Origin of the sequence: Streptomyces camelliae, assembly GCF_027625935.1 — a bacterium.
GTDB lineage: Bacteria > Actinomycetota > Actinomycetes > Streptomycetales > Streptomycetaceae > Streptomyces > Streptomyces camelliae.
In genome coordinates, this window is record NZ_CP115300.1 from 5,740,186 (window position 1) to 5,764,987 (window position 24,802).

Below are 24,802 nucleotides of genomic sequence, written 5' to 3' on the forward strand. Positions count from 1 at the left end.
TCTGAATCAGTCGGTGCCCCCGATGGAGAGACTTCTCTGTCGATGACGATGAGGGCGCCGAAGGGCGTCTTGCCCTCGTCTTCGAGGGCGTGTCGGGACAGTTCGATGTTTCAGGATGCCCTCTGTGAGCCTCGGTATTGGTTCAGGAGTTCCTCGGCGTGGAGTGTCCATGGATGGTTCGGTCCGAGTACCATCGCTCGGCCTTCTGCAACTTCTTCTAGATGCGCGATTGCTTCAGCATTTTGACCAAGTGCGCGAAGGGTCGCACCAAGAGTTTGTCGAGCGTTCAATGCGATGGGGTGATCGGAGCCAAAACGTCGCGCAAACTTTGCGAAGGCGGAGCGAATGTACGGCAAGGCCTCTGTCGGTCGACCAGCGCGATTAAGTGTAAAAGCGCAGTTGAGTTCTGCGCCGAGCGTAACGGTGTGGTCTTCTCCGACCTCGCGGCGGCATTCCATGACCAAGCCCGGCCCTGCGTCTACGTCTGTCGGCTCCGTGGATACCTCTAGGATGTCCGATCGCGCGAGAAGTGCAACGGGGTCCGCGCGGCCGAGTGCTTGAGCGTATCCCTCTGCTGCTCGCCGAAACAGTGAGATGCCTTCCGGCCTTCGGTCAAGGATGACGAGTGGACTGGCCAGCCTTCTGCAAGCTGATAGCGTGTCCAGTGCTTCTGGGCCAAGTGTCCGTTCGCAGTCTTCCAGGACTTTCCGGAACAGGGCCTCGGACTCCTCGAACCGTCCAAGCCGAAACAGGGTCCGCCCAACGCGTTGACGCAGCCTGATGAGCAAAATGCCGTCTTCGCCGAGCCGGGGCTTCAGTAGCTCCACAGCGTCGCTGCCGAAGCTGAGCGCTGAGGCGTAGTCGCCGGCCCTATGAACCGCGACAACAAGCCGAAGAGCGCACTCCGCGGCAGCTTCTACTGTCGATTGGCTGGTCGCCCAACTCGCCGTTCTCCGCAACAGCGCGATCACATGCGGTGCGAGCAGGTTCACCCGGGGGTCCTGCGTCCCTCGGTCAGGCACCTCTGGCAATAGAGCGAGACATAGGCGGGCAGCAGCAGAGGAGAGCTGTTCGTGCTGGTCAGCCGGTGTGGCTCGGGCCACGCTGTCGAGGAGTACGCCGTGGGTGCGTAGGCAGCGTATCTGCCCAGGCGCCAGCTCGGTGAGGGAGTGATCGATGAGCCCGCGCAGAGCCGATTCGACGTGAGATGCCGGGAGCGTCGGGCCGAGTTCGGCCCCGAGCAGGACGGACAGCGGCAATGGATCACTGGACCAGCAGGCGAGTAGGCGCAGAAGGTGGCCTGCTTCGGGTAGGCCTTGTGCGGCGAGGGCATCGAGGGAGAGTTGCCAGGTGCGGCTGGGCAGGTGTCGAGAATCGCCGCCGATGGCTGTGGCGCCTTGCTCGATGAGGCCGATGGGGTCGAGCCCTGTGCTGCCGTCGAGTCGGCGGCCGTAGTCGGCAAGGCTCCATGGCTCGATCACCTGGTGGGCGAGGAATCCGCCGGCGAGGGTCAGTGCCAGAGGCAGACGCCCGAGGCGGTCAGCGACCTCCGCGGCATCTTCGATCGACCCGGCATGCGGTGCGAGGTCGCGCAGGACGAGGGCGGCATCCTCACGTGGGAGCACACCGAATTGGAGCAGTTCTGCACCGGGCCACCAGTAGGTCGCTGCTTGCCGGGTCGTGACGACCACAGTGCCAGTGGGGCTGGTACGCAGCCAGCCGCCGTCGCGGAGGATGGCGGGATTGTCGGCGTTGTCGAAAACCAGGAGCCAGGGGCGGTCGGAGCGGTCGAGGTAGTGCCAAACGAGATCGGCGGCGGGACGCAGACCGCTGCGTGCCCCCACCAGTTCACCGTCTGTGGCTCCGCGATCGGCTGCAACAGCGAGCATGCCGGCACGTAGAGAGGCCGGGTCGGAAGCGTTGACCCATAACCCAAGCCGGCCGGCCTGGTTGGTGGCGTACTGGAAGAGCGTGTAGGCGACGGCTGTTTTGCCACAGCCGCCCAGACCGTGAAGAACGTAGGCACGGTTGCCGACGCCGGGTTCGACGGCGGCGCGCAGACGGTCCATCTCTCCGACTCGGTCGCGGAGCACCAAGGGGGTGTGGCCGACCGCTGGGCGGCGCACGGAGTCCGGTCCGGACCAGTCGGGGGCGTGGTGATGGTGCTCAGTGATGTACTGGTCACCGGTGGCTTGGTAGATGCGGCCCTGGCCATCGGCCCGGGCATCGTTGTGGCCGCTCACCGGTGGCCGAAGTTCTGGTCACGGCCGGCCTGGTAGACCCGAGCGTGACCGGAGGCGGTGGCGTGCTGCGTCACTGACGAGTCTGCGGGCGTGTACGGGGCCAGTTCATCTAGCAGCGCCCGCAGCGCCTCGGTTTCCTCAGGATGTGCGGCGAGCAGTCGCCGTATGCGGCCCTGCCACTCCGTACCTAGTTCGCTGCGGGATTCGAGGTCGCCGCCGGCCTGTGCAGCCAGCAGGTCTCCTCGGGTCACGTCGAGCTCGACGGAAATCGCCTCGGCCCGCCATGGCTCAGCACGGCGCCACAACGAGGCGATACCGTCCCTGGCGCGTTGCCACACTTCGGTCGTCAACAAGGTCACCAAGGTTGTCCCTGCTGTACCCGCCAGCACAGCCGTCTCCGGATCCACGAACCTGCCCCCTCCAGCCCGTCACTGCCTGTTGTCACAGAGTAGTCGGCGGGCCTGGCGATCGCACGGTCCATACGTTCGCTGCACGCTCTGCGAGCGGCCCCTGCCCGGTGACGCGTGTGAGGACGGTGTCGTCTGCGATGTGTGTGATGAGCGGATCACGGCGAGCATCCTGCATGCTGAACAGCATGCGTGTCAGACATTCCTTCCTGTCCAAACCGCGTCCGTCGATCGACCTTCGTTGAAACTCAGTTCCTGACTCCGATCCGACGAGGTCTGACGTCGGTCCCCGGGGAACCTCACCTCAGTAGGTGGTCTGCCTTGCCGGCCTTGATGTCACGGATCATGGTCCGGAGGGCCTCCCGGCTGTCCGTGATGAAACGGTCCTCCTGGCCGTTCACGGCTATGTACGCGTTGCCGGAGCCGTCCACGCCCATCCGGAAGCACGAATTCCCTTCCCCGCAGAAGGGCTCTTCCCACTGGATCTCGGTCATGACGCCTCCTGGAGTCCCTGTGCGATGGTGTGGATGAAGTCCCTTGAGTCGTCGGGGGACAGTGCCAGGTCCTCCATCCGGTCCAAGTGGGCACGGTACTTGCTCAACTCTTTCTCGCCGTAGAGGAAGTCCGGACCGTGGGAGTTGTCGATCTGCACGGTGTCCAGTTGCTCCGACGGTCCTTCTGCGTACAGAACCGTCTGACCCGCGCCGGGGAAGCCTCCGTTGGCGAAGGGGACGACCAAGACGGTCACCCCCTCCGTCTCCGACTGAACGAGCAGGTACTCAAGCTGTTCGCGGGTCACCCGAGGGCCCCCGAACTGCATTCGGAGGGCCGCCTCGTGCACGATGCCGATGAACGGGGGCGCGGCGTTGCCGGCGAGTACTTCCTGGCGATGGCTGCGATGGGCGACACGCATCGCCACCTCGTGCTCCGGGAGGGGCGGAAGTACGGCGCGGAAGACGGCCAGGGCATAGTCGGTCGTCTGCAACAGGCCGGGGATGTGCACCGTGCAGGCCGCACGCATGCGCGTGGCCCGAGCCTCCAACTCCGCGATGTCCAGAAGGCCCTGGGGCAGGGCGCCTCGATACTGCTCCCACCAGGCCTGGGTGCCCGCCGAAGCCATCTCGATCAAGGCGGCCACATATTTCTCGTCGCTGCACCCGCAGTGGTGGGCCAGGGTGCGCAGTCGTTCCTCGCTGATGGTCCGGATCCCGGACTCCATGTACGAGATCTTGCCGCGATCGACGCCCAGGAGCTTCGCAGCCTCCTCCGCGGACATGCCGGCCGCTACTCGCATTCTGCGCAGCTCGTGACCGAGACGCCTCTGTCGCTGAGTGGGGACTGGCTTCGGGGGCATGCCGTTCCTTCCTGTGCGCTCAGGCGCAGTCTGCCGTGTTCACGCACCTGAGGCCACGATCGAGCTAATTTGTCGAAGTGGCTGGCAAATTTACCTGACGGTCTTCTAGCTTGAACATCGCGCTGCTTACGCGCGGCGAGCAGAAGTGCATCGCGCACGCCTGCCCGATCTCTCCTGCCCTGGAGGGGTGGGCTGCGCCAGGGCGACAGGCCACTGCACGCCGGGCAGCGCAGTCAGTCAGCAGAGGAAGGAGCCGGGACATGGATTGCAGTGCCTGTACGCCGAGAAAGCCCTGGGATCTGCCGTTTCTCGCCGAGCCGGAGGAAGTGGCCGCGCTACGACGCGTGTTGCGGATCCACTTGGGCCTGTGGGGACTGTCGGAGCTGACCGAAGCGGCCCAACTCTGCCTCAGCGAACTCGTGTCCAACGTGATCACTCACGTCGGCCGGGGTACTCCGACAACGCTCGCCGTCTCCATGAGCGGCACGCGCCTTCGTATGGAGATCCACGACCCGGACACCAAGGCCTTACCGGCGCTGGACAAGGCTGCCGAGGACGCCGAGACGGGACGCGGCATGGCGCTCGTCGCCGCCCACTCCGACCACTGGGGCGTCCAGCTCCTGCCCGATCGCAAGGTCACCTGGGTGGAACTCGCCACGGCCCTGAACGCACCGGACGGCCACAGCAGGAACGTGCATGTCTCAAGGGCCGAGAGTGTGCTTCGCGGCTACGACAAGCAGCAGGCGGTTGGCCCAGAAAGGTCGAGCAGGCTGAGCGCCACTGCTGCCGAGGAGACGGCGATCGAGGCCATCGCCGACCTCCTTCACTGGCTCCGGGCACACGGTCGTGACGCGGATGAGGCCCTGGACCGGGCCCAGGCGCAGTTCGAGGCAGACGCGGAGCGCACGGCACGTTGAACAGCGGCATGATGTGGACTGTGTACTCCCTGCTCCGGAGCCGTTGCCACAGAGGCTCCGGCTCCGGAGTCGGGAGCGGCCCGGCGTTACCGGCTCAGCACGCTCGCGAAGAAGCCCAGATGAGGATCGTCCGGCGTGCCGACGAGCAGCGCACGGTCGAGCAGGATGTTGTTGTGCTCGCAGCTCGTCTCCGGGAGCATCACGCAGGCGTGGCAGGCGGCGAGGTTCGTCCCGCCGGTGCCCGATACCTCGGTCTCCATGCAGAGCGGGTCGGAGGAACACCATTCCGCACGGCGAACCGCCGAACGGACCGTGCGATCGAGAAGCTCCGGCTCGCCCTGAGCGACGAGACCGCCGAGACTGCCCGCCGAGTCGCTCGTCGCCGTGTAGATGAGTACCCCGGCCATATCGTCAGCGGCGTACAGGCGCTCGCGCAGGGACGCGGCGGGATAGCCCGCCTCCAGGCTCCACTCGTTGATGAGGACGTGGGCCAGGGTGTGCAGCAAGACCATGCGAGGGGTGGCCGGGGAGGGGACGAGCCGGCTCGGGTCACTGGCTCGCTGCTCAAGCACCCGCTGGTGAGCGGCGCGCATCCGCTTGATCCGGGCCGCCACCGCCGTCGCCTTCTCCCAGGTGCCGAGTCGGTCCTCGTCCAGGCGGAGGAAGACACCCTCACCGCGCACCTCCATGGCCGGGAGCCAGCGCAGAGGGGACTCGGAGAGCGGCATCTCCTTCGATTCGGTCGTCGACTCCGGGTCGGCGAGCCGGGTGAACGCCTTCAGGGCACGCACCTCGCGGAGCTTCTTGACCAGCATGGGGCCGGTCACTCCGAGCGGACCGAGCATGCTCTGGTCGCCCGGCGGGGTCTCGCAGACGAACTGCTCGTCGTGGGAGTGCTCGCTCTCGTCGTTGCCCGAGCGGAGACGCTCGTACTCCTTGTTGCGCAGGGCGCGGTAGCGGTGGTCGAAGGTGGGGGCGTCCTCGTCATGAGGGTCCTCCTCGTGTTCCGCGTCGAGGAGTGCCATCACCTCGTGGACAGGGATCGGACTTCCGTCCGGGAAGAGGAACTTCAGGACGCCTTCGATCTCCGCGCGGCCGTTGAGGTTGCGAAGTCTGTCCCAGTGCTCGGCCAGCGGATCCGCGCGGCCGTCACTCCACGGCGGAATGGAGAGCGCCGATTTCAGCACCGGTTGCCACACCGCCGAAGAACCGCGCTGGAGCGTCCGCAGGGGGAGCCCGCACTCCTGGGCGGGGGCGGACGTGCCGAGCCACGGGCGGGTGCCGCGGCATGTGAGGCCGAGGTCCTTGAGCGCGTTCCTGCGGAAGGAACCCTCCATCGAGACCTCGGGGGCCTGACCACAGGTGCACGAGACGAGGATCGAGCGGAGCGAGGACGTACGCCCGGAAGAGCGCAGCCTGAGCTTCCCACCGCACCGACCGGCCGTCGAGGCGCCGCGGTCGGTGGAGCGGTGCACCCACTGCCAGTACGGGAACTCGCCGAGGTGACCGGCCTCACAGGCGACGACGAAACGGGAGGGGACGAGATCGACCCCACACGTGCGGCAGACGCTCTGACCTGGGGGCGGGTTGAAGTCGCGGTGTCGCTGCAGTTCGTTGCACTCGGGGCAGGAGTGCATCAGGGGAAAGCGTCGGACACGCAGGCCGTCCCTGCTGGTGTCGTCGGACGCGGGCGGCAACCGGAAGTAGTCGACGTCGAGCAGCCGGGCCAGGCGCCGTTCGTGTATCCGCCGGGACTCGTCGGTGCTCCAGTTCTTGTCGGCCTCGTCCAGACCCGAGACCACGAAGGACTCATGGTCGACGGCGATGAGCGATCCGACGCCATAAGTGGTGATCGCCTGGGCACGGCGGACCGCGCCGCGCCGCGGAAGGGTGTGCGCGGGAACGGCGCCGTTCGTGCCCGCTCGGCGGCGACGGGCGGGGGGCGGGGTCATCGGGTTCCCTCCAGGAACAGGGCGGACTCGGCGTCGACGTCGCGCAGGCTCCACAGCGTGGACCACGCCTCGGCGTCCTCGGACTCGTCGTCGTACGACTTCAGGAGCGACGGGTGACGATTGCCCCGGCGAGGTTCGAAGAGCAGGCCGCTGTGGTTGCTCGCTTCCTTGCACCACCACTCGACGAATTCGTCGAAGGCCCGGGACACGGCGTCGGTCTCCGCCGGGGTGACCGCGCTGACCCGTTCGAGGAACACGGACTTGATGCGTCCCCGGAGGATGTGTTCGTAGGACTCGACCTCGCCGGCGCCCTCGTTGGGGCGGGCAGCCGGGATCAGGATGCGGGCGAGGGCGACGATCACCGCGTGCAGGCCCCGTTCGCGAGCGCGGGCCGAGAACGGCGTGACGGAGGTGGACTCGACCTCGCGGTAGAGAGCCGAATGGAAATGTTGGAAGCTCTCGTAGTGGGAACGGTCCCGGGATCGCGCCGCATTGAGCATGACGGCGACCAGGCCCGGGTGGGCGCGCCCGACGCGGCTGGTGGCCTGGATGTACTCCGCGGTGGTCTGCGGTTGACCCATCACGGCCATGAGACCGAGGCGGTCGACGTCCACACCCACCGCGATCATGTTGGTGGCCAGGAGGACGTCCACGGTGTCCTCGTCGGGGAACCTCTTCTCGATGCGCTTGAGGCGGGTGGGGATCTCGCTCGCGTCGACGCGGCTCGTCAGCTCCGAGTAGTTGGCGACCGAGCGGACCGCCACCCCTTCGCGCTCGGCAAGCAGCTCCAGGTAGGCCACCACGTCGTCGTGGACCTGGAGTTCGGCCGCGGAGAGCAGTCGAAGGCTGTTGAAGTAGCCGACAAGACTCCAGTACGCGTCACGCACCTCGTCCTCGGTCTTCGCGTGCTTGGCCCGATGCAGCAACGTCGCGTACGTGCGGATCAGCAGGGTGGACTGGCTGGTGCCGGGGGCCAGTAGGCCGACGTAGCGGCGGCTCGCCTTCTCCTCGCGCGGCGTCTCCACGGCGAACCACGAGTCGCGGGCGTCCAGACCGGCGGGTGGGAACTGCCGCACCTTACGAGCGAAGAGGTGGCGGCCCTGATCGGCCGCGCGACGGATGGTCGCGGTGGAGGCGATCACCTTCGGACGTCGGGCGAGCGCGTCCACGGCGGTCTCGTAGAGCCCGGTGAGGGTCCCCAACGGACCGGAGATCAAGTGGAGTTCATCCTGCACGACCAGCTCCGGGGGAGGAGTGTCGCCGTCCGGATCGTCGAGATTGAACAGCGCGGCGGTCGCTGGGCGCCACGGCATGGAGGCGAACTTGTCGACGGTGGCGATCACCAGTGTCGGCCGGGCGTCGTACACTGCCTCGTCGATCAGGTGCACGGGCAGACCGTCGGTGAAGTCGCAGCCCGCGCCGGGGCAACGGACGTACATCCGCTTGGCGTCCTCGTCGACCTCGTAGTCCCGTGCGTCGAGGCGGGTTCCGCACCACGGACAGGCGTGCAACTGGACGGGGTTCTCGGTGGCGAGGCGTTTGTCGAGGTTCGCGCGCAGCTCATCAAGCTTCCGGCCAGCCTCGGCCAGCGTGTTGGGGGTGGCCGAGCGCCCCACCCACATGCCGATGGAGAACTCCTCACGTCCCAGCTCGGGCGTGTGGCGCCGCATGTGCTCCATGGCGCAGAGCAGGATGGCGGCACGCTCGAACTGCTGAAGGGTGAGCAGCCGCAACGTATAGCGCATGAGGACAGTGACACCGCCCCCGTCCGCACCCTTGCGGATGCGACGCAGGAACGACGTGAGGGCGATCAAACCGAGGTAGGCCTCCGTCTTGCCGCCACCGGTGGGGAACCACAGCAGATCCGAGACCCGCCGGTCGGGGTGGTCCGGATCGTCGATGCTCGCCAGGCAGAGCAGCACGAACGCGATCTGGAAGGGGCGCCAACGGCCGGCGGCCGGGTCCGGGACGCCGGTCCGGCCACCCTTCACCCACGCGCTGCGTGCGCGCTGGTCGGCCATGGCGCGGTTCGCGAGTCGGAAGGCTCGCATCAGGTCGGGCTTGGTGCGAAGCAGTCTGATCCCCTCGCGGATCCGGTCGAGCGCCTCGTGGCAGGCGCTCACCTGGTCCCGCGCGGGCTGCTCGTGGGGTTCGCCCGCCAGAGCCGCCGCCTCGGCCGCCTTGCGCGCGATCCAGCCCTCGTAGCCCGTGGCGAGTTCCTCCAGGGCGGTCAGGACCTCGGCGTCCGACTTCTCTGCCAGACCCAACATGGACAGTGCTGAGCTGTCGATCTCCGGGTTGGAGTCGGTGAGCAGCACATCCACGGTGGGCACGAACTGGCTGCGCACTTCGGGGACGGCAGCCGGGATGGCATCGGTCACGCCGATCGGCGGCGGAGTCCAGTCCCATTCGGCGGCGCAGCCGTGACCGACCGCGAAGGTCGGGGCGTGACGATGCAGTAGCCGGCTGGTGGCGATCTCCGGGTCGTGGGCGGTGGCCGGAGCGGGACGCTCGACGAACGCCGTGGAGCCGTCGGCGGCACGGACCTTCAGACCGCACTGGAACAGTGAGAGGGCGTCCTGAAGATCCCGTTCGCTGACCTTCTGGGTGTTGATCAGCGTGACCGTGACCGTGACCGTGCCGGTGGCCGGGTCGGGACGGCGGACGTTGACGTGCAACGCGGCTTCTGGAGAGAGCGCGATCGGTTCTTTCGGGGCCAGCTGGGTCAAGTCGATGAGCTGGTCCGGAAGGACCAGCTCCTTGCGCCGCCATCGTTCCCGCTGGTCGGCAGTGGTACGGGCCTCGGCACGGCGGGCCGGGATCGGGTTGCCGTCGGCGTTGGTGGGCTCGTACACGGCCGCTCGCGCCGAAACCACGATCTTGCTTGTTTCCGGGCGGACCGCGAAGGTCAGGCCCATCGACGAGGGACGCCTGTCCCCGGCCGGGCCGACCTCCTGTGCGGTGCCGGACTCCTCGACGTCGTCACGAGTGAGCAGCGGGGTGGCGTCCAGTCCTTCCTGTTCGGCGGCGTCCTCGTTCTTCCTCTCCTTGGCCGCCTTGTCCGCGGCACGCGGGTACAACACGCCGGTCAGATAGCGGTCGATGGGTGCGTCCTGGGTGAGGACCTCGTCCCGGTCGTCCGGCTCGGCGTCCTCCGCGGGGCCGAGGAGTTCGCGTCGGAGCCCCGCCAAGAGCTCCTCGTCCCGCACCCGGTAGTGCTCGGAGTGTCGGCCTGCCACGTATGTCATGCGCGCTGCTCCTCGTTGTCCGCCCTCCGGTACCGGCCGATGCCGGTGATCCGCGGGGCGATCCACACGCCTCGCTCACCGAGTCCGGCGTTGGCACCGGCGGCGATGCTGCCAGTGACGGTTTCCAAAGTGTCGATCCGCAGGTCGTGGATCTCGTCGGGCCACCAGGGTTCCCAGGTACGGTTGACCTTCTGCACCTGGAACAGCTCCTCGCGGAATCGCTCCGACGCCTCACCGATCTCCAGCCCGTTGTGCACCAGCGCGTACGGCGGGCTCTGTGCCTCGCCCATGGGGAGGTCGTGACGCCTGCGCAGCAGCACTTCCTGGCCGGGTCGGACCTGTCGGAGGAGATAGGCCTGGGTGGCGACGGCGTCCGTCTCGTGGCCGGGCGGGTTGTCCCGGCACACATCGCCCGCCTCGGCGACGATCCCGTACCTGTCGTACGACCGCCACGATCCGAGGTAACGACGGCCGTGGCGCTGTCGCCCCGCCCTCTTGAAGTGCGGCAGTTCGGGAGGGGGTACGTGGTACAGGTCCTGGCGGGCGCGCGTCATCGCCACGTACAGGGCGCGGGCCTCCGCGGGAAGATCCAGCTCGTCCTCGAACCGGGTGCGCAGCTCGGCGACGGTCGGCGGTGTGAGGACGATCACCCGGTCGAACTCCAGGCCCTTGGCCCGGTGCACGGTGGAGACGACGACTCGGGCGGTCTCCGGATCGGCCGCCTCGTCGGGGAACCTGCCGTCGGCGACCGTGCCGCGCAGCCGGTCCAGATCGAGCAGACCGCGCCCGGCTCCACGCGCGACCCGACGCAGCACCGTCCACAGGGCGTCGGCGTTGGGCTCGTACAGCAGGGGGATCTCCGAGAGGAGACTGCGGAACCGGTCCTCGGTGAGTCCGGTCGCCTCTGTGCGGCGCAGCAACTCGGCCACCCAGTACGGCACCGGACGGTCTTCGAGTGGACGCCGCAGCCGATGGTCCACGCCGTGCGCGTGCAGCAGGCTGGAGACCACGAGGGCCTCCTGGTTGTCACGGGTGAGGACGGCGCACGTGTCGGAGAGGTTCCGCAGGCCGTCCAAGGTGAACTCGTCGTCGAGGCCGTCCAAGCCGTTCGCCGGGTCCAGGAGGAGGTCGCGCAGCTCGTGGTACAGCGTTCCCGCCTCGTCCGGGTCGCTGAGCTGCTGAAGGCGCGGACCGTGCGCCAGCGCGACCCGAGCCTCGGCGGTGGTCGCGCGGAAGTTCTGAGTGAGACGCAGCTCCACCAGGTCCTCGGGGTAGGAGCAGCGTAGCCAGTCGAAGAACCGGCCGGTCTCGTCGGCCCGTTCGCCCAAGTCCTCGATCTGGAAGCCGTAGACGGACTGGGCAGCGTCTCCGACGAGGGTGAAGCCACAACTTTCCTGATACCGGTCGAGAAGCGTCTCCACCATCTCGCGGCGACCGCCCAGCAGATCCTGCACCTCGTCGATCACGACGTGCGCGGGCGGGACGGCGTCGCCGATCTCCAACGCGCCCTTCTCGATCGCGCGGGACGCGGCGGCGATCCGCTCGTCGAAGCCGACCGTCCCCCACTCGCCGCCTGGATGCGCCTGGAGGAGCACCTCGTAGGCCCACGCGTCGAAGGTCCTGGCGCGTACCCGGTGGGCTCGCTCCCCGTGCCGGGCGATCCGTTCGCGCAGCTCGCGGGCGGCTGCCCGCGAGAAGGTGAGCACCAGGATCTCCGCGGCCTCCAGCGCCTCCTCCGGATCCTCGTGACCGCACAGCGCGTCGAGCCGACGCACCAGTGTGTGCGTCTTCCCGGCCCCGGCCCCGGCGGTGACCAGGACACGTGCGTCCCAGGGCTGCTCGACGACGGCCCGCTGCTCGTCGGTGAGCGGGGGACTGTCCAGGTAGACGTCGGTCACGTGCGGCTCCAGAGGTGCTCGAACTGGGTGAAGGCGAGCTGGGTGTCGAAGTTGGCGATGTTGTCGCTGACGTTGAGGATGAGGCAGGTGTCCTTGCCGCCGTTCCTGGGGCCGCGCAGGCCACGGCCGATCATCTGCTGGTAGACGTTGGCGCTGTAGACGGGGCGGGCGACGACCACGACACGGGTGGCGGGGGCGTCGAACCCCTGAGTGAGGACACCGTAGTTGGTGAGCACTCGGATGCGTCCGTTTCGGAAGTTCTCGATGCGAGTACGACGGTCCTGCGCGCTGGTCGTGGAGTCCACGGCAGCGGACGGGATGCCCTGGTCGTTGAGCATGGCCGCCAGGTACTTGGCATGGTCGACGGAGGTCGCGAACAGCAACGTCGGCCAGTCGTCTGGCAGTTCGATCACAGAGTCGACGATGCGCCGGCTGCGCGCGTGGTCGTCGGCGAGCCGCTGTTCGGCCGAGCGGGAGAGCATCGCCATGCGATCGGCGTGTGTCTTCTCGTCCCGGGTCAGTTCGATCCGGCCGCCTTCCAGGGTGCGGTGTTCGACCTGGGCGAGCATGCCCCAGTCCTGGAGGTCGCGGTACGGATCGCCCGACGGGAAGACTCCTTGGTCGAGTCGCCTGTTGCCAAAGCGGTTGATCAGGCGGCGGGTCTCCTCCTCGTTGGTGTTACGGAACGGGGTGGCGGTCAGACCGAGCAGATGCCGGCCGGTCTCGTACTGGGTGAGCCCCAACAGCGCCAGGATCTCGGTGTACCGCTTGGAGATGGCGGTGTGCGCCTCGTCCACGATCACCAGCGCCGCCTGCCGCAGCCACGCGTATTGGTCGGTGTTCAGACACCGCTCCAGCTTCGCGTCGGTCGCGACCACCAGGTGGGGGTGATCGACGACGTTCCCGACCTCATTGGTGCTCCACAGCCTGCTGATAGTTAGCGGACGCTCCGCGCCGACCTTGTTCCAGACGAACTTCCAGCTCTGTACGGCCTGTTCGCACAACTCCTCGGTCTGCGCGATCCACAGCAGTGGCCCCTTGAGATCGCCAACCCGCTTGACCCAGCGGATCACGGCCTCGGCGGTGACTCGGGTCTTGCCGGCGCCGGTGGGCAGGGACAGCATGCCGCGCTGGGGAGCCAGTCGGTCGAGCATGGCCGAGATGTTGCGGACCAGGTCTTCCTGGTAGTCGTGCAGGCTCGGGAAGTCCCGAGGGCCTTCGACAGTCTCGAACGGCGGCGGGGACGGAGTCCTCGAACCGGCGAACGCGACGGGCAGTTTCAGATCCGAGACGAATGCGATGGCTGCCGGCGTACCTCCGTAGGCGACAGGCGCGTTGGGGAAGCGTGCCTGGATGTCCCGGGCGTGCTGCTGGAGCACCCCGTCGCCGTGCGCGTTGAACGCCATCTGCGCGATGCGGCGCCCGGAAGGTTCCACGCCGTCGGTCGCCAGCAGCTCGGCCTCCATCAGCCCCTCGGGGAGGCCGGTTCGGAGCGCGTCCGCACCGATCAACAATTCGATCTTGGCCACGACGTCCTCGGCCTCGCGCACCGCCTTCAGCGCCGCCTGCAGCTCGCTGTCCCGCGCCATGCGGTTCTGGTGTTCCAGCACAGCGCGACAACCGGCAGCCCCGAGGCCGAGACCGAGCTCGCGATCGATCAGTCGCAACATGGGCTCGGGCTCCAGGGGCACGCGGACCTTGACAGTGCCGTCCTGGCGGACGGCGTCCAATGGGGAGGTGCGCGTGCCGTTGGGTGTGCGGGTGACCGCCTCTAGCTCGGTGCAGCGTTGCACCATGCTGTTCCGGTTCCCGCTGTTCAGGCGCTGTCGCAGGGCGGGGAACAGCTCGACCAGTGGCACGGGGTCGCCTTCCGGCTCTTCCCGGGTCTCCCGGCTGATCACGTCGGCGTAGCGGAGCATGCCCCACTTCTCGACCATCAGTTCGGCGTCCTCGGGGGTCGGCACGAGCAGCGCCGGGAGTTGCTCGGCGCGCAGCGCCCGATACTCGGCGGTCCCCACGGCGACGGTGATCTCGTCGTCGGGGCGGGTGCCCCAGGCGTCGCCGATCCGGCAACGAGTCAGGGAGTCCTCGGGGAAGTCCGCGCCGAACCGGGTCAACATCACGTAGGTGGCGCCGACGAAGGAGTCGTCTTCGCTGCGGGACACCTCGTCGAGGAGCGCGTCCCAGCGGTCGGTGGGCACCTCGTCGACGGTGGTCGGGAGCCGCAGCTTGCGGGCCTTCTCGGGGGAGATGTCGGCTACCGGCAGCACGTCGCGGTAGGCAGCGAGCTGGGGGCCGACGGCCTCCTTCAGCGGCTTGATCCCCTGGGAGGTGGCGACCGTGCCGTACTTCCGCAGCATCCACCGGATCGGCGAGGCCACCGCCTGCCGGGTGCTGGTCTGCGCACCGATCTGACGAGTCCAGTTGTCCACCACGGCGTCGTCGGGCAGCACCTTCAGGAAGGCGGCTCGGGACTCCTCGGAGAGGACTGGGAAGAGATGTAGCGGCCCACCGATCGCGGCGCCCTCGACCTTCATCCGGTTCAGCGCGGGGCGGGGAGCGCGGGTGTCCAGGCTGCGCAGGTATGCGGCGTGGACGGCTTCGCGGTACTCCTCGAACCAGGCCTCGTCCGCCTGGGGCTGCACCCCGCCGGACGGTCGTTCCCTCAGGCCGACCTGGGGGAAGAAGGGAGTGTCGTCGGAGTGGAAAGCCATGTCGACGGCGACGTGCGGGTCACGCTTCGCGTCGACCACGACGCCGGGCAGCATGCAGTCCTCCACCGGTCGGAACCGCCCGTCGGCGGTCCGCACCCGCAGCGTCGAGCGCGGCGCGGGCACCCGCTCCAGGACCTTGTGGGCCAGTCGACCGACCCCGGCCTGGCGGAACAGCTCCCAGAACCGCTGCCAGTCCGACTCGCTGTAGTGGTCGAAGCCCTGGTCGAGAATGCTGACGAACCGGCCCTCGACGTCGGCTTCCCGGATGCCGAGGACGTTGAGCGCGTGCGCCAGCGAGTGGTCCTGGGCGATCTCGTCGACTACGTACACCAGGGACTCGCGCAGTCCACCCTGGTCGGCGCGGCGGAACACCTTGCCGTGTACGGGCGCGACGAGACCGTGCTCCTCGGTGAGTACGATGCGGGCCTTGCGGGCCTCCTCGGAGTAGGGAGAACGGACCTCGATCATGTCCGAGAGGATTCCGATGGCCGCCTTCGACGCCTCGACGGTGCCGCTCTCGACCAGCGCCTCCAGCCATTCACGAACATCGGTCCGCCCGTGCCCGGCCGCGGCGAGGATGTGCTCGACCTTTCCCGAGCGCAAAGAGTCCGCCTCGACGCTGTGGTGCAGCCAGTTCGAGGGACGGCTGGGGCAGTCATGCCACATCCGCAGCCAACGGGACAGTTTCTTCAGGTCCTTGTCGAGCCGCGGATGGATCCGCAGGTCGGACGGGACCCGCAGGACACCGTCCTGGTCTGGAAGCGACGGTTGTTCCGCGGCGCGTGCCCAGATCTCCCGGGTCAGGAACTCGTCGGCCCAACTGATCGCCTCTTTGACGCGGCCGGGCAGCAGCGGCAGGTAGGCGGCCGGGTCCTGGGGCGGCGCCAGGGCGGGGAGGGAGTCGACGACCAGCTTCGCCGACACCCTGATCATCTCTTGGTTGAAGGGTGAGGAGTCGAGCAGGTTCTGCCGGTCCTCGTTGGTCTTCCAGGCCCCGTTGAGGATGCCGCTCAGCGACATCTCGTACTTGGTGGGGAAGAAGGACCAGAACTTGCCACGACCGCGCGACCGCGGGCTGATCCAGAGGCCGGTCTCCGGGTCCTTCTCCAGGGCGGGAACGCCCCATGCGAGGTCGAGCGAGAGTCGGTCGTGCAGCTCCCCGGCGTCCGCGCGGGCCGCTGAACCGGGCTCGTGGGCGGTGGTGAACACGCGCCACCGGTCGGTGGCGACAGCCTTTCCGGTTCGCTCCTCGACCACGGTGTGCAGGTCGCCGGCCTGCTGGGCGGTGAGTGTCCGACGGGCCACGGGCCGGGGCCGGCGGTCCTCCAGTACGACCTTCGCGACGTGCGGCGAGAAGAGCTGGAAGCCCACCGGGAATTCCTCGCGGGGCTCTCCGTGGTCCTTGGCCCGGCCGCCGTGCATGTCCCGGCCGAGCCGGTCGTCGGCCTTCCGGAGCAGGGGCAGACGAACGACGGTGGTCGCCCAGGTCAGTAGCTCGTTCAGGACGGGGTCGGAAGCACGTTCGGCCTCCACGTCGAGTGCTCGGGCCATCCGCAGGACGGGGGCGTCGAACTCCGGGCCATAGCGCGCCGTTACACCCGGCACGGCCTTGATCTGCTCGTATGACCAGGCGCGGTCGAATCCGAAACTTCCGCTACTACTGAAGAATTGCGGTGTGTCGGTTACTGCGAGGACGGATTTGATACCTACTCCGAATCGACCGATCTGACCTCCACGCTTCTTCGACATACTCATGCGAAGAATTGTTTCCGCGCCTTCCGGGGTCACTTCGTTTCCCTCGTTGGCGCAGTACAAATGCTTTTCTGTGAGAACGACCTGTATCTGTCCGCCCGGCTCCTCGGCGATTTCGTCGGCCGCGTTCTGGACGAGCTCGAAAAGCTGGCGATCGCCATATCCGCCCTGAGTGATTCGACGCTCGCCATTGGCGTGCTCGGCTACAAGGCCGGGATCTACGGCGTACGTTTGCAGGACGCGGGAAGACTGCTCGATAACGGTTTGAATTACCGGCGAGAATGAAGACGGCACTGCTCCTGCACTCCTATGTGTAAAGGTCTGGGCGAAAGCGTGAGTCATGGGCCGGCTGCCGCCTTCGTGCAGCCGGCCCATGAGCGGAGTGGTGCCGGAGGCGTGCCGCAAAACTATGGCCGCCTTCGAACGTTTGAACGTTTCTGCTGGCGAGGGCGGCAAGCGTACTCTGAGGGGTCTCCCAACCTCTTGAGGGCAACGTGGAAGAGGTCAGGTCGAGGGGGAGGTGTCATCGGGTGGCTCCTGGATCTCTTGTGCGAGATCGGGAAACCTGTCGATAAATTCATCTGCACATGGATGACCTCTCAGAATATCCGCCGCCGCCTTCATTTCCAACTTTCCTATTGCAATGTCAAGTTCGAGCTGGCTTAGACCACGCTTCGAATCCAAGTCGTAGCCGTAGTACTCGTCCATATAACCCCCTGTTGTTGACGTGTCGCAAGGGGTTTATTAGGGCACAATTGTCCCCCTGCGGGAAAATGGATGTCCGATCTCTTGGGTGAAACATTTCCCCGCAATCTAGCAGGTGCGGGACCGGTGTGACTAGTGCCTTGATTTTGAAGAAAGAACGAGTGCCTTGGCCGGGTTGCGCTGCGGGCTTTTGGCTCTTGATGCTAAATGTGGATACACTTCCACCCCGGTCGCCTGGTCCCCCCCGACTTGTATTCGGGTTCGCAAGCGAGGCGACAATGTCGCCAGTTCAGACACTACCCGAACGTGCCCCACAATTCAATCCCAACTCCCCTTGGATAATGGGGAGTTGACCGCTCCACTTGTGGAATTCTCTGTAAATGGGTCTAAAATGGGGCAACTTGACCTATCGGTCCGAGTGGTCGGGGTGCCGAGGTCCGATCAACTGTTGGTTGACAGCGCCCGGAACGTCAAATTAGCCTCCGGGTCTGCGACATGCGAGCCGGACGCGGCTCCGAGGGGACGAGGGGAAGAGTGGCGCGTGGAGACAGGTGAGGAGTTCGGGCCCTGGCTGGCCCGTCAGCTTAAACTCGCGAGGAAGACGCAGGCTGAACTGGCCGACGAGCTCGGCTTGACGCGCGCCGCTGTCTCCGCGTGGATCACCGGAAGGTCGACTCCCCGCCCGACTGTCATGGCGGACATCGCCAAGGCGCTCGGCACGGACCTCGGCACGGTGCACACCCGTACCACCGACACCCAGGCCGGCCTCCCTGTTACCTGGTACCACCGCCCTGGCTACCCCGACGGCGGCCGTGACCTGGGCAATGCCGCCGCGTTCGCCTTCGACGCCGACGTGCAGGTCCTCGCACGGGAGACCTGCCAGAACAGCCTCGACGAGCGATTGACGGACAGTGGCCGCCCGGTGCGCGTCCGCTACACCCTGCACGAGCTGACCGGGGAGGCTTTGGAGGCCTTCCGCGAGGCGATCCTCTGGAACGACCTCTTCCCGCACTACTCCGCCGTCTCGGAGATCGCCGGTAACCAGAAGGTCGGCCGGGTCGTGGACGCCGGAGTGCGGGACATGTACGAGAAGGGCCGCTTGGTCCTCCTGCGCGTCGACGACTACAACGCCTCCGGGCTCATCGGCGACGACTACGCGGACGGCAAGTTCGCCGCGGTCGTCAGGCGTCAGCTGGAAAGCCTCAAGTCCGGGCATGCCGCAGGGGGTTCGTACGGCCTGGGCAAGGCGACACTGTGGGCCACCAGCGCCCTCGGACTCGTGCTGATCAACTCCACTCTGTCCGTGCCCCACGAGGGCCGTACCGAGCGCCGGGTCATCGGCCGTCTCGAACTGCCTTGGCGCGAGGTCGAGGGCGAGCCATACGCGGGTCCTGCCTGGTTCGGGCGACCCGATCCCGATTCGCCCGGCGCCATGGTCGCCCGCTCGTGGTGGGCGGACGAGGAGACGGTGGAGCGCCTGCATCTGACTCGGGAGAGCGACGAACCCGGTACGTCCTTCCTTATCGTCGGCGCGCACGACGTAGCCAGCCTGGAGGAGATGTCGTCCGATGCCGACGGCGAGACCAGCGGAGGTGAAGGCGACGAAGACACGCGTGACATCAGCAAGATGCACGGCCGTCTGGTCGAGGCACTGGGGCGTGACTTCTGGGCCGCGATGACCGGTGGAGGCGGCAGGCGTCCCCTCCTGGAGGTCTCTGTCCGTGCCTTGCGAAACGGCGAAGTGGTCGTGCCGGAGCAACAGGTGGACCCGTCTGTCGAGCAGCCCGCACGGACCCGCGCCCTGCGCGCGCACTACGAGGGCACCACGGTGGATCGCCTCACCGAGGCGGGACAGGTGGCGGCCCGGAGCGTACCGCTGAAGCTGCCGCTCTCCGGGGGAGCTCGGGGGACGCTCGGTACACACCAAGCTGTACTGCTGGTGACCGCCGAGGAAGGGGACAACAAGGGGAAGCCCAACCAGGTTCATTCGCTGCGCGGCAACCTCATGACCGTGAAGACGGCCGGGGTGCCGAACCTGCCGCTCGGGACCAATCCCTTCCAAGCCGTTCTCCTGGTGGGCGAGGCAGCGGGTGAAACGGCCCCCTTCGCGCAGGAGGCTGAGGAATTCCTGCGTGCGGCGGAACCGCCCGAGCACGACCGCTGGGGGCAGACGGAGGAACTGACTCTGCGTTGGTCGCCCTCCGCATACCGGAAGATCGGCGCCATGACCAGCGAGGTCAACAACGCGGTCAGAGAACTGGTCGCACGGCCGAAGCGCAGCAGCGGCGAAGGCGGTGAGGCCTTGCGCAAGGCGTTGACCGTGCGAACGAGGCCCAAGGCCAAGACACCCGCCGGACCAGTGGTTCCCGTGCTGGACAGGCTCGACGCGACGATCGGCGACGGTGGGGAGTGGCAGATCACTGCCGAGGTGAGCATCCCGCGTGGCGACGAGATCGTCCCGATGGTGCCGGTCGCCCAGCTGGACGTGCGCTCCGGGGGCCGACCGAAGCTGGACTGGGCGGAACTCGTGGCCGTCGAGGGCTGTGAGGTGGAGGACGGGACCCTGCGCTTCACGCCCGGCGCGCGCAGGGCGGCGTTCCGAGGAGCCACCGACGTCACCAGTCACCCGGTCAGGACCGCGCTTACCCGCCTCGTCCTCGAACTCCGTGCCGGCAAGGGGGAGTGACGCATGAAGATCTATCCATACAAGCGGCTCAACCGGCCGGTCACGCTCAGAGTGACCTCGATATCCCTCAAGCTCTCCGACGGTACCCGTGACCAGCTGGAGACCACCGCGTACTCGACCCAGCAGCAGGCCGTCGCACTCGGCATCGCGGGCCACACCGACTGGGTGAGCGCCACGATCGGCCTCTCCGCGACGCTGCCGCCTGGGGCAAACGCGTCGGACGCCGCATGGTCCGATCTGCGTGTCCTCGCCGTACTGACGGACGGTGAGACCAACGTCCGCACGTCCACGGACCTCACGCGTGACGCGGAGGGCGGACGGGACTGGTCCGGCTCTGTGGAGGTCCTTCGTGACGACCACCTGGGGCGCGCCTCCCTCGCCGTGTACGCCGTCGGGACGGTGGACGGGGTGCGAGGACGGTCGATCGCCGAGACCGACCGGAGCTGGGTCATCGACACAGTCTCCGACGAACCGATCCGCGGGCTTCAACTGGAGGTCCAGAAAGCCTCGTTCAGAAAGAGTTCCCGGGAGTGGCTGCAGGCCTACGCCGATGCGCCCTGGATCGTGGACACCTCGGCCCGGGTCCCCACCGTGTTCGTGAACACGGATGTCGAGGGGGTCATCGGCCTGCTGGACAGCAGTGGCTCCGGTGTGGACAGTAAGGTGCGTGACCTCCTGGTGGCACAGATGGCCACCGACGTCTGGACCGCCGTGTTCCACGGTGCCATCGGCGATCTGGAGGTGGAAGCTGGCGGCGGTCCGGTCTTTCCGACGGACTGGCAGGGCGAGGTGCTGCGGGAGATGCTCCCGGACGTGGTTCCCGGCGTGCACGTGGAGGAGGCCCTACGACAGGTGCACCGCCGGCGCACCGGCGACTCGGGCTGGGTGGAGCTCCAGACCCGCATCCACTACGCGGCGGTCCGCCGTGCCGATGCCACTAGGGCGCTCGCCTATGCCATCCGCAGTCTGGAGCAGATGAACCGAGAGAGTGAGATGTGATCACGTGATCACTCAACCGAACTACGTACCGGAGCGTCTGGCGCTGCTCCCTACCTCGGCCCTCGATCCGTTCCTGACTGAGGAGCTGCTCAAAGCTGAACAGGTCCATGGCGGCATCGACCTCGCCAAGGTCGTCGAGCCGCTTCCCGAGGACGATGCCAGGTGGTGGGTCGAGCCGATCCGAAGCCTGGTGGAAGACGTCATGTTCGAGTTCGGGGAGGACCGCACCCGAGCCGACGCGTGGCTTGCGCCCCGGCTCCACGCTTCTCTCCGCCTGACCCGGCGAGAAGCGGCGGACAAGCGCCTGTGGAATCACATCGCCCTGGCGGTGGCCCCCGACTACGTCGCCTGGCGTCACTTGTCGGAGCCGACAGCGAAAAGGCCGGAGAGGCGCATCAATCCAGAGCGCTTCCGTGGCCCCGCGGACCGGCAGTGCTTCTCCCGTCTCTGGTGGGCGGCTGAGCTCTTCCGGAACGGGCCGGACTATGAGCCGGTCGAGATCGCGTGCGGAAACCAGGACCTCATCCACAACGTCATCAAGCTGGAGCTGATCGACCACCGTCCCACTGCTCAGGCGCTGGTCCGCCTACTGAAGAACGGTCAGGTCGTTGTCGGGCGAGGCTTCAACGGCCTCAGCGCCGCGATCAATGCGGCCGGAGCGACCCTGATCTACGACGTCCTCGCACCGGACACACCCCGGGATCCCGTCCATCTCCGGGACTGGATCGCGGAAGCGGAATCGGCGCCACCGGTCGAGCGGCATGAGCTTCCGAAGGGTCCGGACGAGGATCCCGTACCAGAGGAGTCTGTGGCCGCGCTCACCAGCTACTTCGCGGAGCTGTTCGAGACCGCGCCGGTCAGGGGCAGGAAAACCGCGGATTGACCTGGCGCTGCGGTGGACTGCCGCAGCGCTCTCCCACGCCCTGCTCGCGAACTACTTCGCCGACGCCTTGTTCTTGCGCGGGCGTACCGAAGAGGGGGGCGGCACTTGGTCCTCGGGCCGCGGGCACTTGTCCGTACAGGCGTCGGCGGCTCCGCAGCCGTTGCTTCGCAGCTTGGCCCGCTGTTCCTCCGTGGCTGGCGGCCACGGCTCCCTCAGTTTCTTCAGCGCGGTGGGAGCCGGCCTGGGGAACCCGAGCGCGGCGCTCAGCAGGTGCGCACCGAACAGGGGCGGTACGGCGTTGCCCACCTGCTGGGCCTGTGCCGTGCCGGACCACGGATAGTCCGGCGGGAAACTTTGCAGCATCCCCGCCTCGTTCATGCTGAACCGCGAGCCTTCGTAGAAGACGTCCTTGCCGAGGTGTTCGAAGACCACGAAGCGGGAGATGCGGCCGGTGACAGTGGCGGCGGGCTGCTGGTCGCTCCGCACTCCACGCCTTCCCGGGTTTCCGGAACTGCCGTAGTTCGAGCGGACCAGGAAGGGTTTAGGACGTCCTCGATGCGAGCCCACGGGGCCCGCGAGGGCAGCACCCATCGACCTCCAGGACAACGGCTCCTCGTCGCTTTCCGGCGCAGTGTCCTCGTAGAGGGGCGGCTGGTGGACCTGGTCCGCGGCCTGCTCGGGGTCGCTCGTTCCGCTCTCTCCGTTCCTTCGGTTCCATTCCTTCGGTTCGTAGGAACGGTGGGTCGGCGAAGGGAGCGAGGGCTCGCCGAGCCCTTCACGCCGAGCGATCAGCACCGCACGGGATCGCGTCTGCGGCACTCCGTAGGTCTCGGTGTCGAGAACATCGACGACCACGTTGTACTTGGTTCCGTCGGGGAGCCCGGTCTCCGTCAGCACCTTGGCGTAGTGCACCCAGAGCGGCGCCACCGCCGGGACCTGCTCCAGGACGATGACGTCGTAAGGGCGATGCTCTCGGTTCGGGCTTCGTGTCGCCTGAATGGCGTAACGGAGTGGTTCGAGGACCAGCGCGGTACGTGGATCACTGAGGGTCGCCAGCTCCGCGTCGATCTCCTCGTCACTGTCGCCCGCCATCAGCCGTTCGATGTACTTCTTCACCCTGTCCAGGGCTTGACGTCCGGCGCCGTGCCCGGCCACCGAGTACGTCTGGCACGGTGGGCCTCCTGCGAGCACGTTGATCTCCGGCGGCAGCGACTCGAAGGCGTCTCTGCGCACCGCGCTCACATCGGCGTGCAGGGTGTCCAGCCCGGCCGCGTACCGGGTCAGACACGCACTTTTGTCCCACTCGATGCCGAGACTCGGGATGTCGAGCACGTGTCCGGCAACGTCCAGCCCTCCGGGCCCTGCGAAGAGGTCCAGAACAAAGGGCGTGTCGAGGATGGACTGGTGGTGCGCCGTGCTGGTCATGTGGCGGAAGTCTAGCCGGCAGCGGGGGCTGACGGATCCCCGTTCAGCGCTTCGGTGACGGCCCGTCCCAGCGCCTCTGCTACGGGTGGCGGCGTGGCGTGCCCGATCTGGCGGTACCGGGCGGTCTTGAGCCCTGTGATCTCCCATGATTCGGGGAAGCCCTGGAGGAGGGCCGTCTGGTCCACTGTGATCCGCACCAGTCCGTCGTCCCCGAGTGACGGATCCCACTTGAAGTCGCGGCCGGGTGGCTCGTTCCCGAACGACTTCGTGTAGACCCCCATGCGTCGCCACTTGGCCTTCGTGCCACTCGGCCCGAAGTCCGGGCCCCCGTGCGTCTTGGATCCGCCCACCAAAGTCGGTGCCACACTCGTAGCCTGGGCCGCCCAATGGTCGGCGTCCGGCCAGCCGCGGGAACGCATCGACGGCGCCAGTGCCTCTCCGACCGACACGTACTCGTGGACGGTGGGGCGAGGCAGCCGGAAGGCGCTTGCCCACTGCCCTTTGACGGCCACAAGGATGCCCAGCGCGCGATCCTGGGGGACACCGAAGTGAGAAGCATTCAGGGCGAACCACGACAACTCGTAGCCGAGGTGCTCCAGCTCTTTACGGAGGAAGTCCCGAATCGGCGCGAAGGAGTCTTCGTCGATCAAGGTGGGCACGTTCTCGATGATCAGCGCGCGTGGCTGTACGGCGTGCACCAGATAGGCCGTCGCCTGGATGAGACGGATCTCCGTGTCGGACGACTGGCGCGTCACCGTCGCGCTCGACTTCACCCGGGGAAGACCGGCCGCCAACAGATCGACGTCGTACACCGCTGGGTGGTCCGTCGGATCGAAGTCGAGGAGGTCCGCCTGCAACACGTTCCAGTGCGGACGGTTGGCCCGCAAGGTCCGGCAGGCGTCGTCGTCCTCGTCGAGCAGCAGCCGCGGCTCGAAGCCGGCCCGCTCCAGTCCCAGGGCGAGACCACCTGCTCCCGCGCATACATCGACAAAGGTCAGCTCGTTCAACGATTCCTCCCCCGCCCCTGGAGGGCCCTCCGTCGCTCTACCGCCGCGGCGATACGGAGCGCCACGTCCTCCGGTGCCTCATGTTCCCAAAAGCGCAGGACTTCCCAGCCAGCCGTTACGAGGTGTTCCGTGGTCTCCAGGTCCCGGGCCATGTTGCGGTCCAGCTTGTGCCGCCACCACTCTGCGTTCGACTTCGGCTGCGTCGCGTGTTGGGGGCAGCCGTGCCAGAAACATCCGTCGATCAGGACGGCTACCTTGACCGAGGTGAATGCCACGTCGATTCGGCGCCGCGCCATGCCTGGCACCGGGTACTCCACGCGGTAGCGCAGGCCTGCCGCGTGGAGAAGGCGTCGGATCATCAGCTCGGCGGCCGTGTCCTTGCTCGCTTGCTTGCTCATGCGCGCGGAGACAGAGGGCGACGACGGCTTCATTGTGCTCAAGGCGGCTGTGCCTCACGATCATGGCTCGGTCCCGACGACAACCGAGTCTGTGACCGCCGAACGGTCGGACCCTGGCTGCCGTGTCGATTCCATCACAGGGTCGAGCGCTGCCGCACAGGTCTTCGCCTGCCGGGCGGTGTAGTCGATATGCGCAGTCTGGGACATCGCGTAT

At 67.3% G+C, this 24,802-nt stretch carries 16 protein-coding genes; 4 read left to right on the plus strand and 12 right to left on the minus strand.

Features of this window, described 5'->3' with window-relative positions; genetic code table 11:
• Positions 1–110: 110 nt before the first annotated feature.
• The 4 genes from O1G22_RS26295 to O1G22_RS26310 all read right to left on the minus strand — a co-directional run bounded on the left by O1G22_RS26295 (position 111) and on the right by O1G22_RS26310 (position 4,004).
• Entirely contained in the window at positions 111–2,243 is a 2,133-nt protein-coding gene (locus O1G22_RS26295; protein WP_270083562.1) for a tetratricopeptide repeat protein, read from the minus strand.
• Positions 2,240–2,650: a hypothetical protein gene (locus tag O1G22_RS26300; RefSeq protein ID WP_270083563.1), complete on the minus strand. Its 411-nt coding sequence runs from the start codon at positions 2,648–2,650 to the stop codon at positions 2,240–2,242. Before O1G22_RS26300 ends, O1G22_RS26295 begins: the two co-directional genes overlap by 4 nt.
• 299 nt (positions 2,651–2,949) lie before the next feature.
• Positions 2,950–3,144, minus strand: coding sequence for a hypothetical protein (locus O1G22_RS26305; RefSeq protein ID WP_270083564.1), 195 nt, complete (start codon positions 3,142–3,144; stop codon positions 2,950–2,952).
• Positions 3,141–4,004: a helix-turn-helix domain-containing protein gene (locus O1G22_RS26310; protein ID WP_270083565.1), complete on the minus strand. Its 864-nt coding sequence runs from the start codon at positions 4,002–4,004 to the stop codon at positions 3,141–3,143. The genes O1G22_RS26305 and O1G22_RS26310 overlap by 4 nt, the downstream gene beginning before the upstream one ends.
• A 110-nt stretch (positions 4,005–4,114) precedes the next feature.
• On the opposite strand from O1G22_RS26310, the gene O1G22_RS26315 reads away from it, so the two are divergent.
• Complete coding sequence (locus O1G22_RS26315) at positions 4,115–4,921, plus strand: ATP-binding protein (RefSeq protein WP_333492358.1); 807 nt, start codon at positions 4,115–4,117, stop codon at positions 4,919–4,921.
• Positions 4,922–5,007: 86 nt separating this feature from the next.
• Here the strand turns inward: O1G22_RS26315 and drmB are convergent, their stop codons facing one another.
• From drmB to O1G22_RS26345, 5 genes are all read right to left on the minus strand, one after another.
• Positions 5,008–6,873: a DUF1998 domain-containing protein gene (gene drmB, locus O1G22_RS26320; protein ID WP_270083566.1), complete on the minus strand. Its 1,866-nt coding sequence runs from the start codon at positions 6,871–6,873 to the stop codon at positions 5,008–5,010.
• A complete protein-coding gene (locus tag O1G22_RS26325; protein ID WP_270083567.1) occupies positions 6,870–10,121 on the minus strand; it encodes a helicase-related protein in 3,252 nt (1,083 codons plus the stop codon). Before O1G22_RS26325 ends, drmB begins: the two co-directional genes overlap by 4 nt.
• On the minus strand, positions 10,118–12,019 hold the full coding sequence (locus O1G22_RS26330; RefSeq protein ID WP_270083568.1) for a UvrD-helicase domain-containing protein: 1,902 nt from the start codon (positions 12,017–12,019) through the stop codon (positions 10,118–10,120). Before O1G22_RS26330 ends, O1G22_RS26325 begins: the two co-directional genes overlap by 4 nt.
• Entirely contained in the window at positions 12,016–16,827 is a 4,812-nt protein-coding gene (locus tag O1G22_RS26335) for a sacsin N-terminal ATP-binding-like domain-containing protein (protein ID WP_428986508.1), read from the minus strand. The genes O1G22_RS26330 and O1G22_RS26335 overlap by 4 nt, the downstream gene beginning before the upstream one ends.
• 162 nt (positions 16,828–16,989) lie before the next feature.
• A complete protein-coding gene (locus tag O1G22_RS26345) occupies positions 16,990–17,193 on the minus strand; it encodes a hypothetical protein (protein ID WP_270083570.1) in 204 nt (67 codons plus the stop codon).
• Positions 17,194–17,731: 538 nt separating this feature from the next.
• Here O1G22_RS26345 and O1G22_RS26350 point away from each other — a divergent pair.
• The 3 genes from O1G22_RS26350 to O1G22_RS26360 are packed head-to-tail and all read left to right on the plus strand — an operon-like array spanning position 17,732 to position 21,758.
• On the plus strand, positions 17,732–19,876 hold the full coding sequence (locus O1G22_RS26350; protein ID WP_270083571.1) for a helix-turn-helix transcriptional regulator: 2,145 nt from the start codon (positions 17,732–17,734) through the stop codon (positions 19,874–19,876).
• Between the two features lie 3 nt (positions 19,877–19,879).
• Positions 19,880–20,875: a hypothetical protein gene (locus O1G22_RS26355; RefSeq protein ID WP_270083572.1), complete on the plus strand. Its 996-nt coding sequence runs from the start codon at positions 19,880–19,882 to the stop codon at positions 20,873–20,875.
• A 4-nt stretch (positions 20,876–20,879) separates the two neighbouring features.
• On the plus strand, positions 20,880–21,758 hold the full coding sequence (locus O1G22_RS26360) for a DUF6339 family protein (protein ID WP_270083573.1): 879 nt from the start codon (positions 20,880–20,882) through the stop codon (positions 21,756–21,758).
• A gap of 51 nt (positions 21,759–21,809) precedes the next feature.
• On the opposite strand, the gene O1G22_RS26365 is transcribed toward O1G22_RS26360, so the two are convergent.
• From O1G22_RS26365 to O1G22_RS26375, 3 genes are read right to left on the minus strand one after another with little or no spacing between them, the layout of a single operon-like run.
• Entirely contained in the window at positions 21,810–23,183 is a 1,374-nt protein-coding gene (locus O1G22_RS26365) for a DNA cytosine methyltransferase (RefSeq protein ID WP_270083574.1), read from the minus strand.
• Positions 23,184–23,194: 11 nt separating this feature from the next.
• Positions 23,195–24,190 (minus strand): DNA cytosine methyltransferase, encoded by a 996-nt coding sequence (locus tag O1G22_RS26370; protein ID WP_270083575.1) that lies wholly within the window; start codon positions 24,188–24,190, stop codon positions 23,195–23,197.
• Positions 24,187–24,588 carry a very short patch repair endonuclease gene (locus tag O1G22_RS26375; protein WP_270083576.1) on the minus strand — a complete coding sequence of 134 codons (402 nt, stop codon included), beginning with the start codon at positions 24,586–24,588 and terminating at the stop codon, positions 24,187–24,189. The genes O1G22_RS26370 and O1G22_RS26375 overlap by 4 nt, the downstream gene beginning before the upstream one ends.
• Between the last annotated feature and the right edge of the window lie 214 nt (positions 24,589–24,802).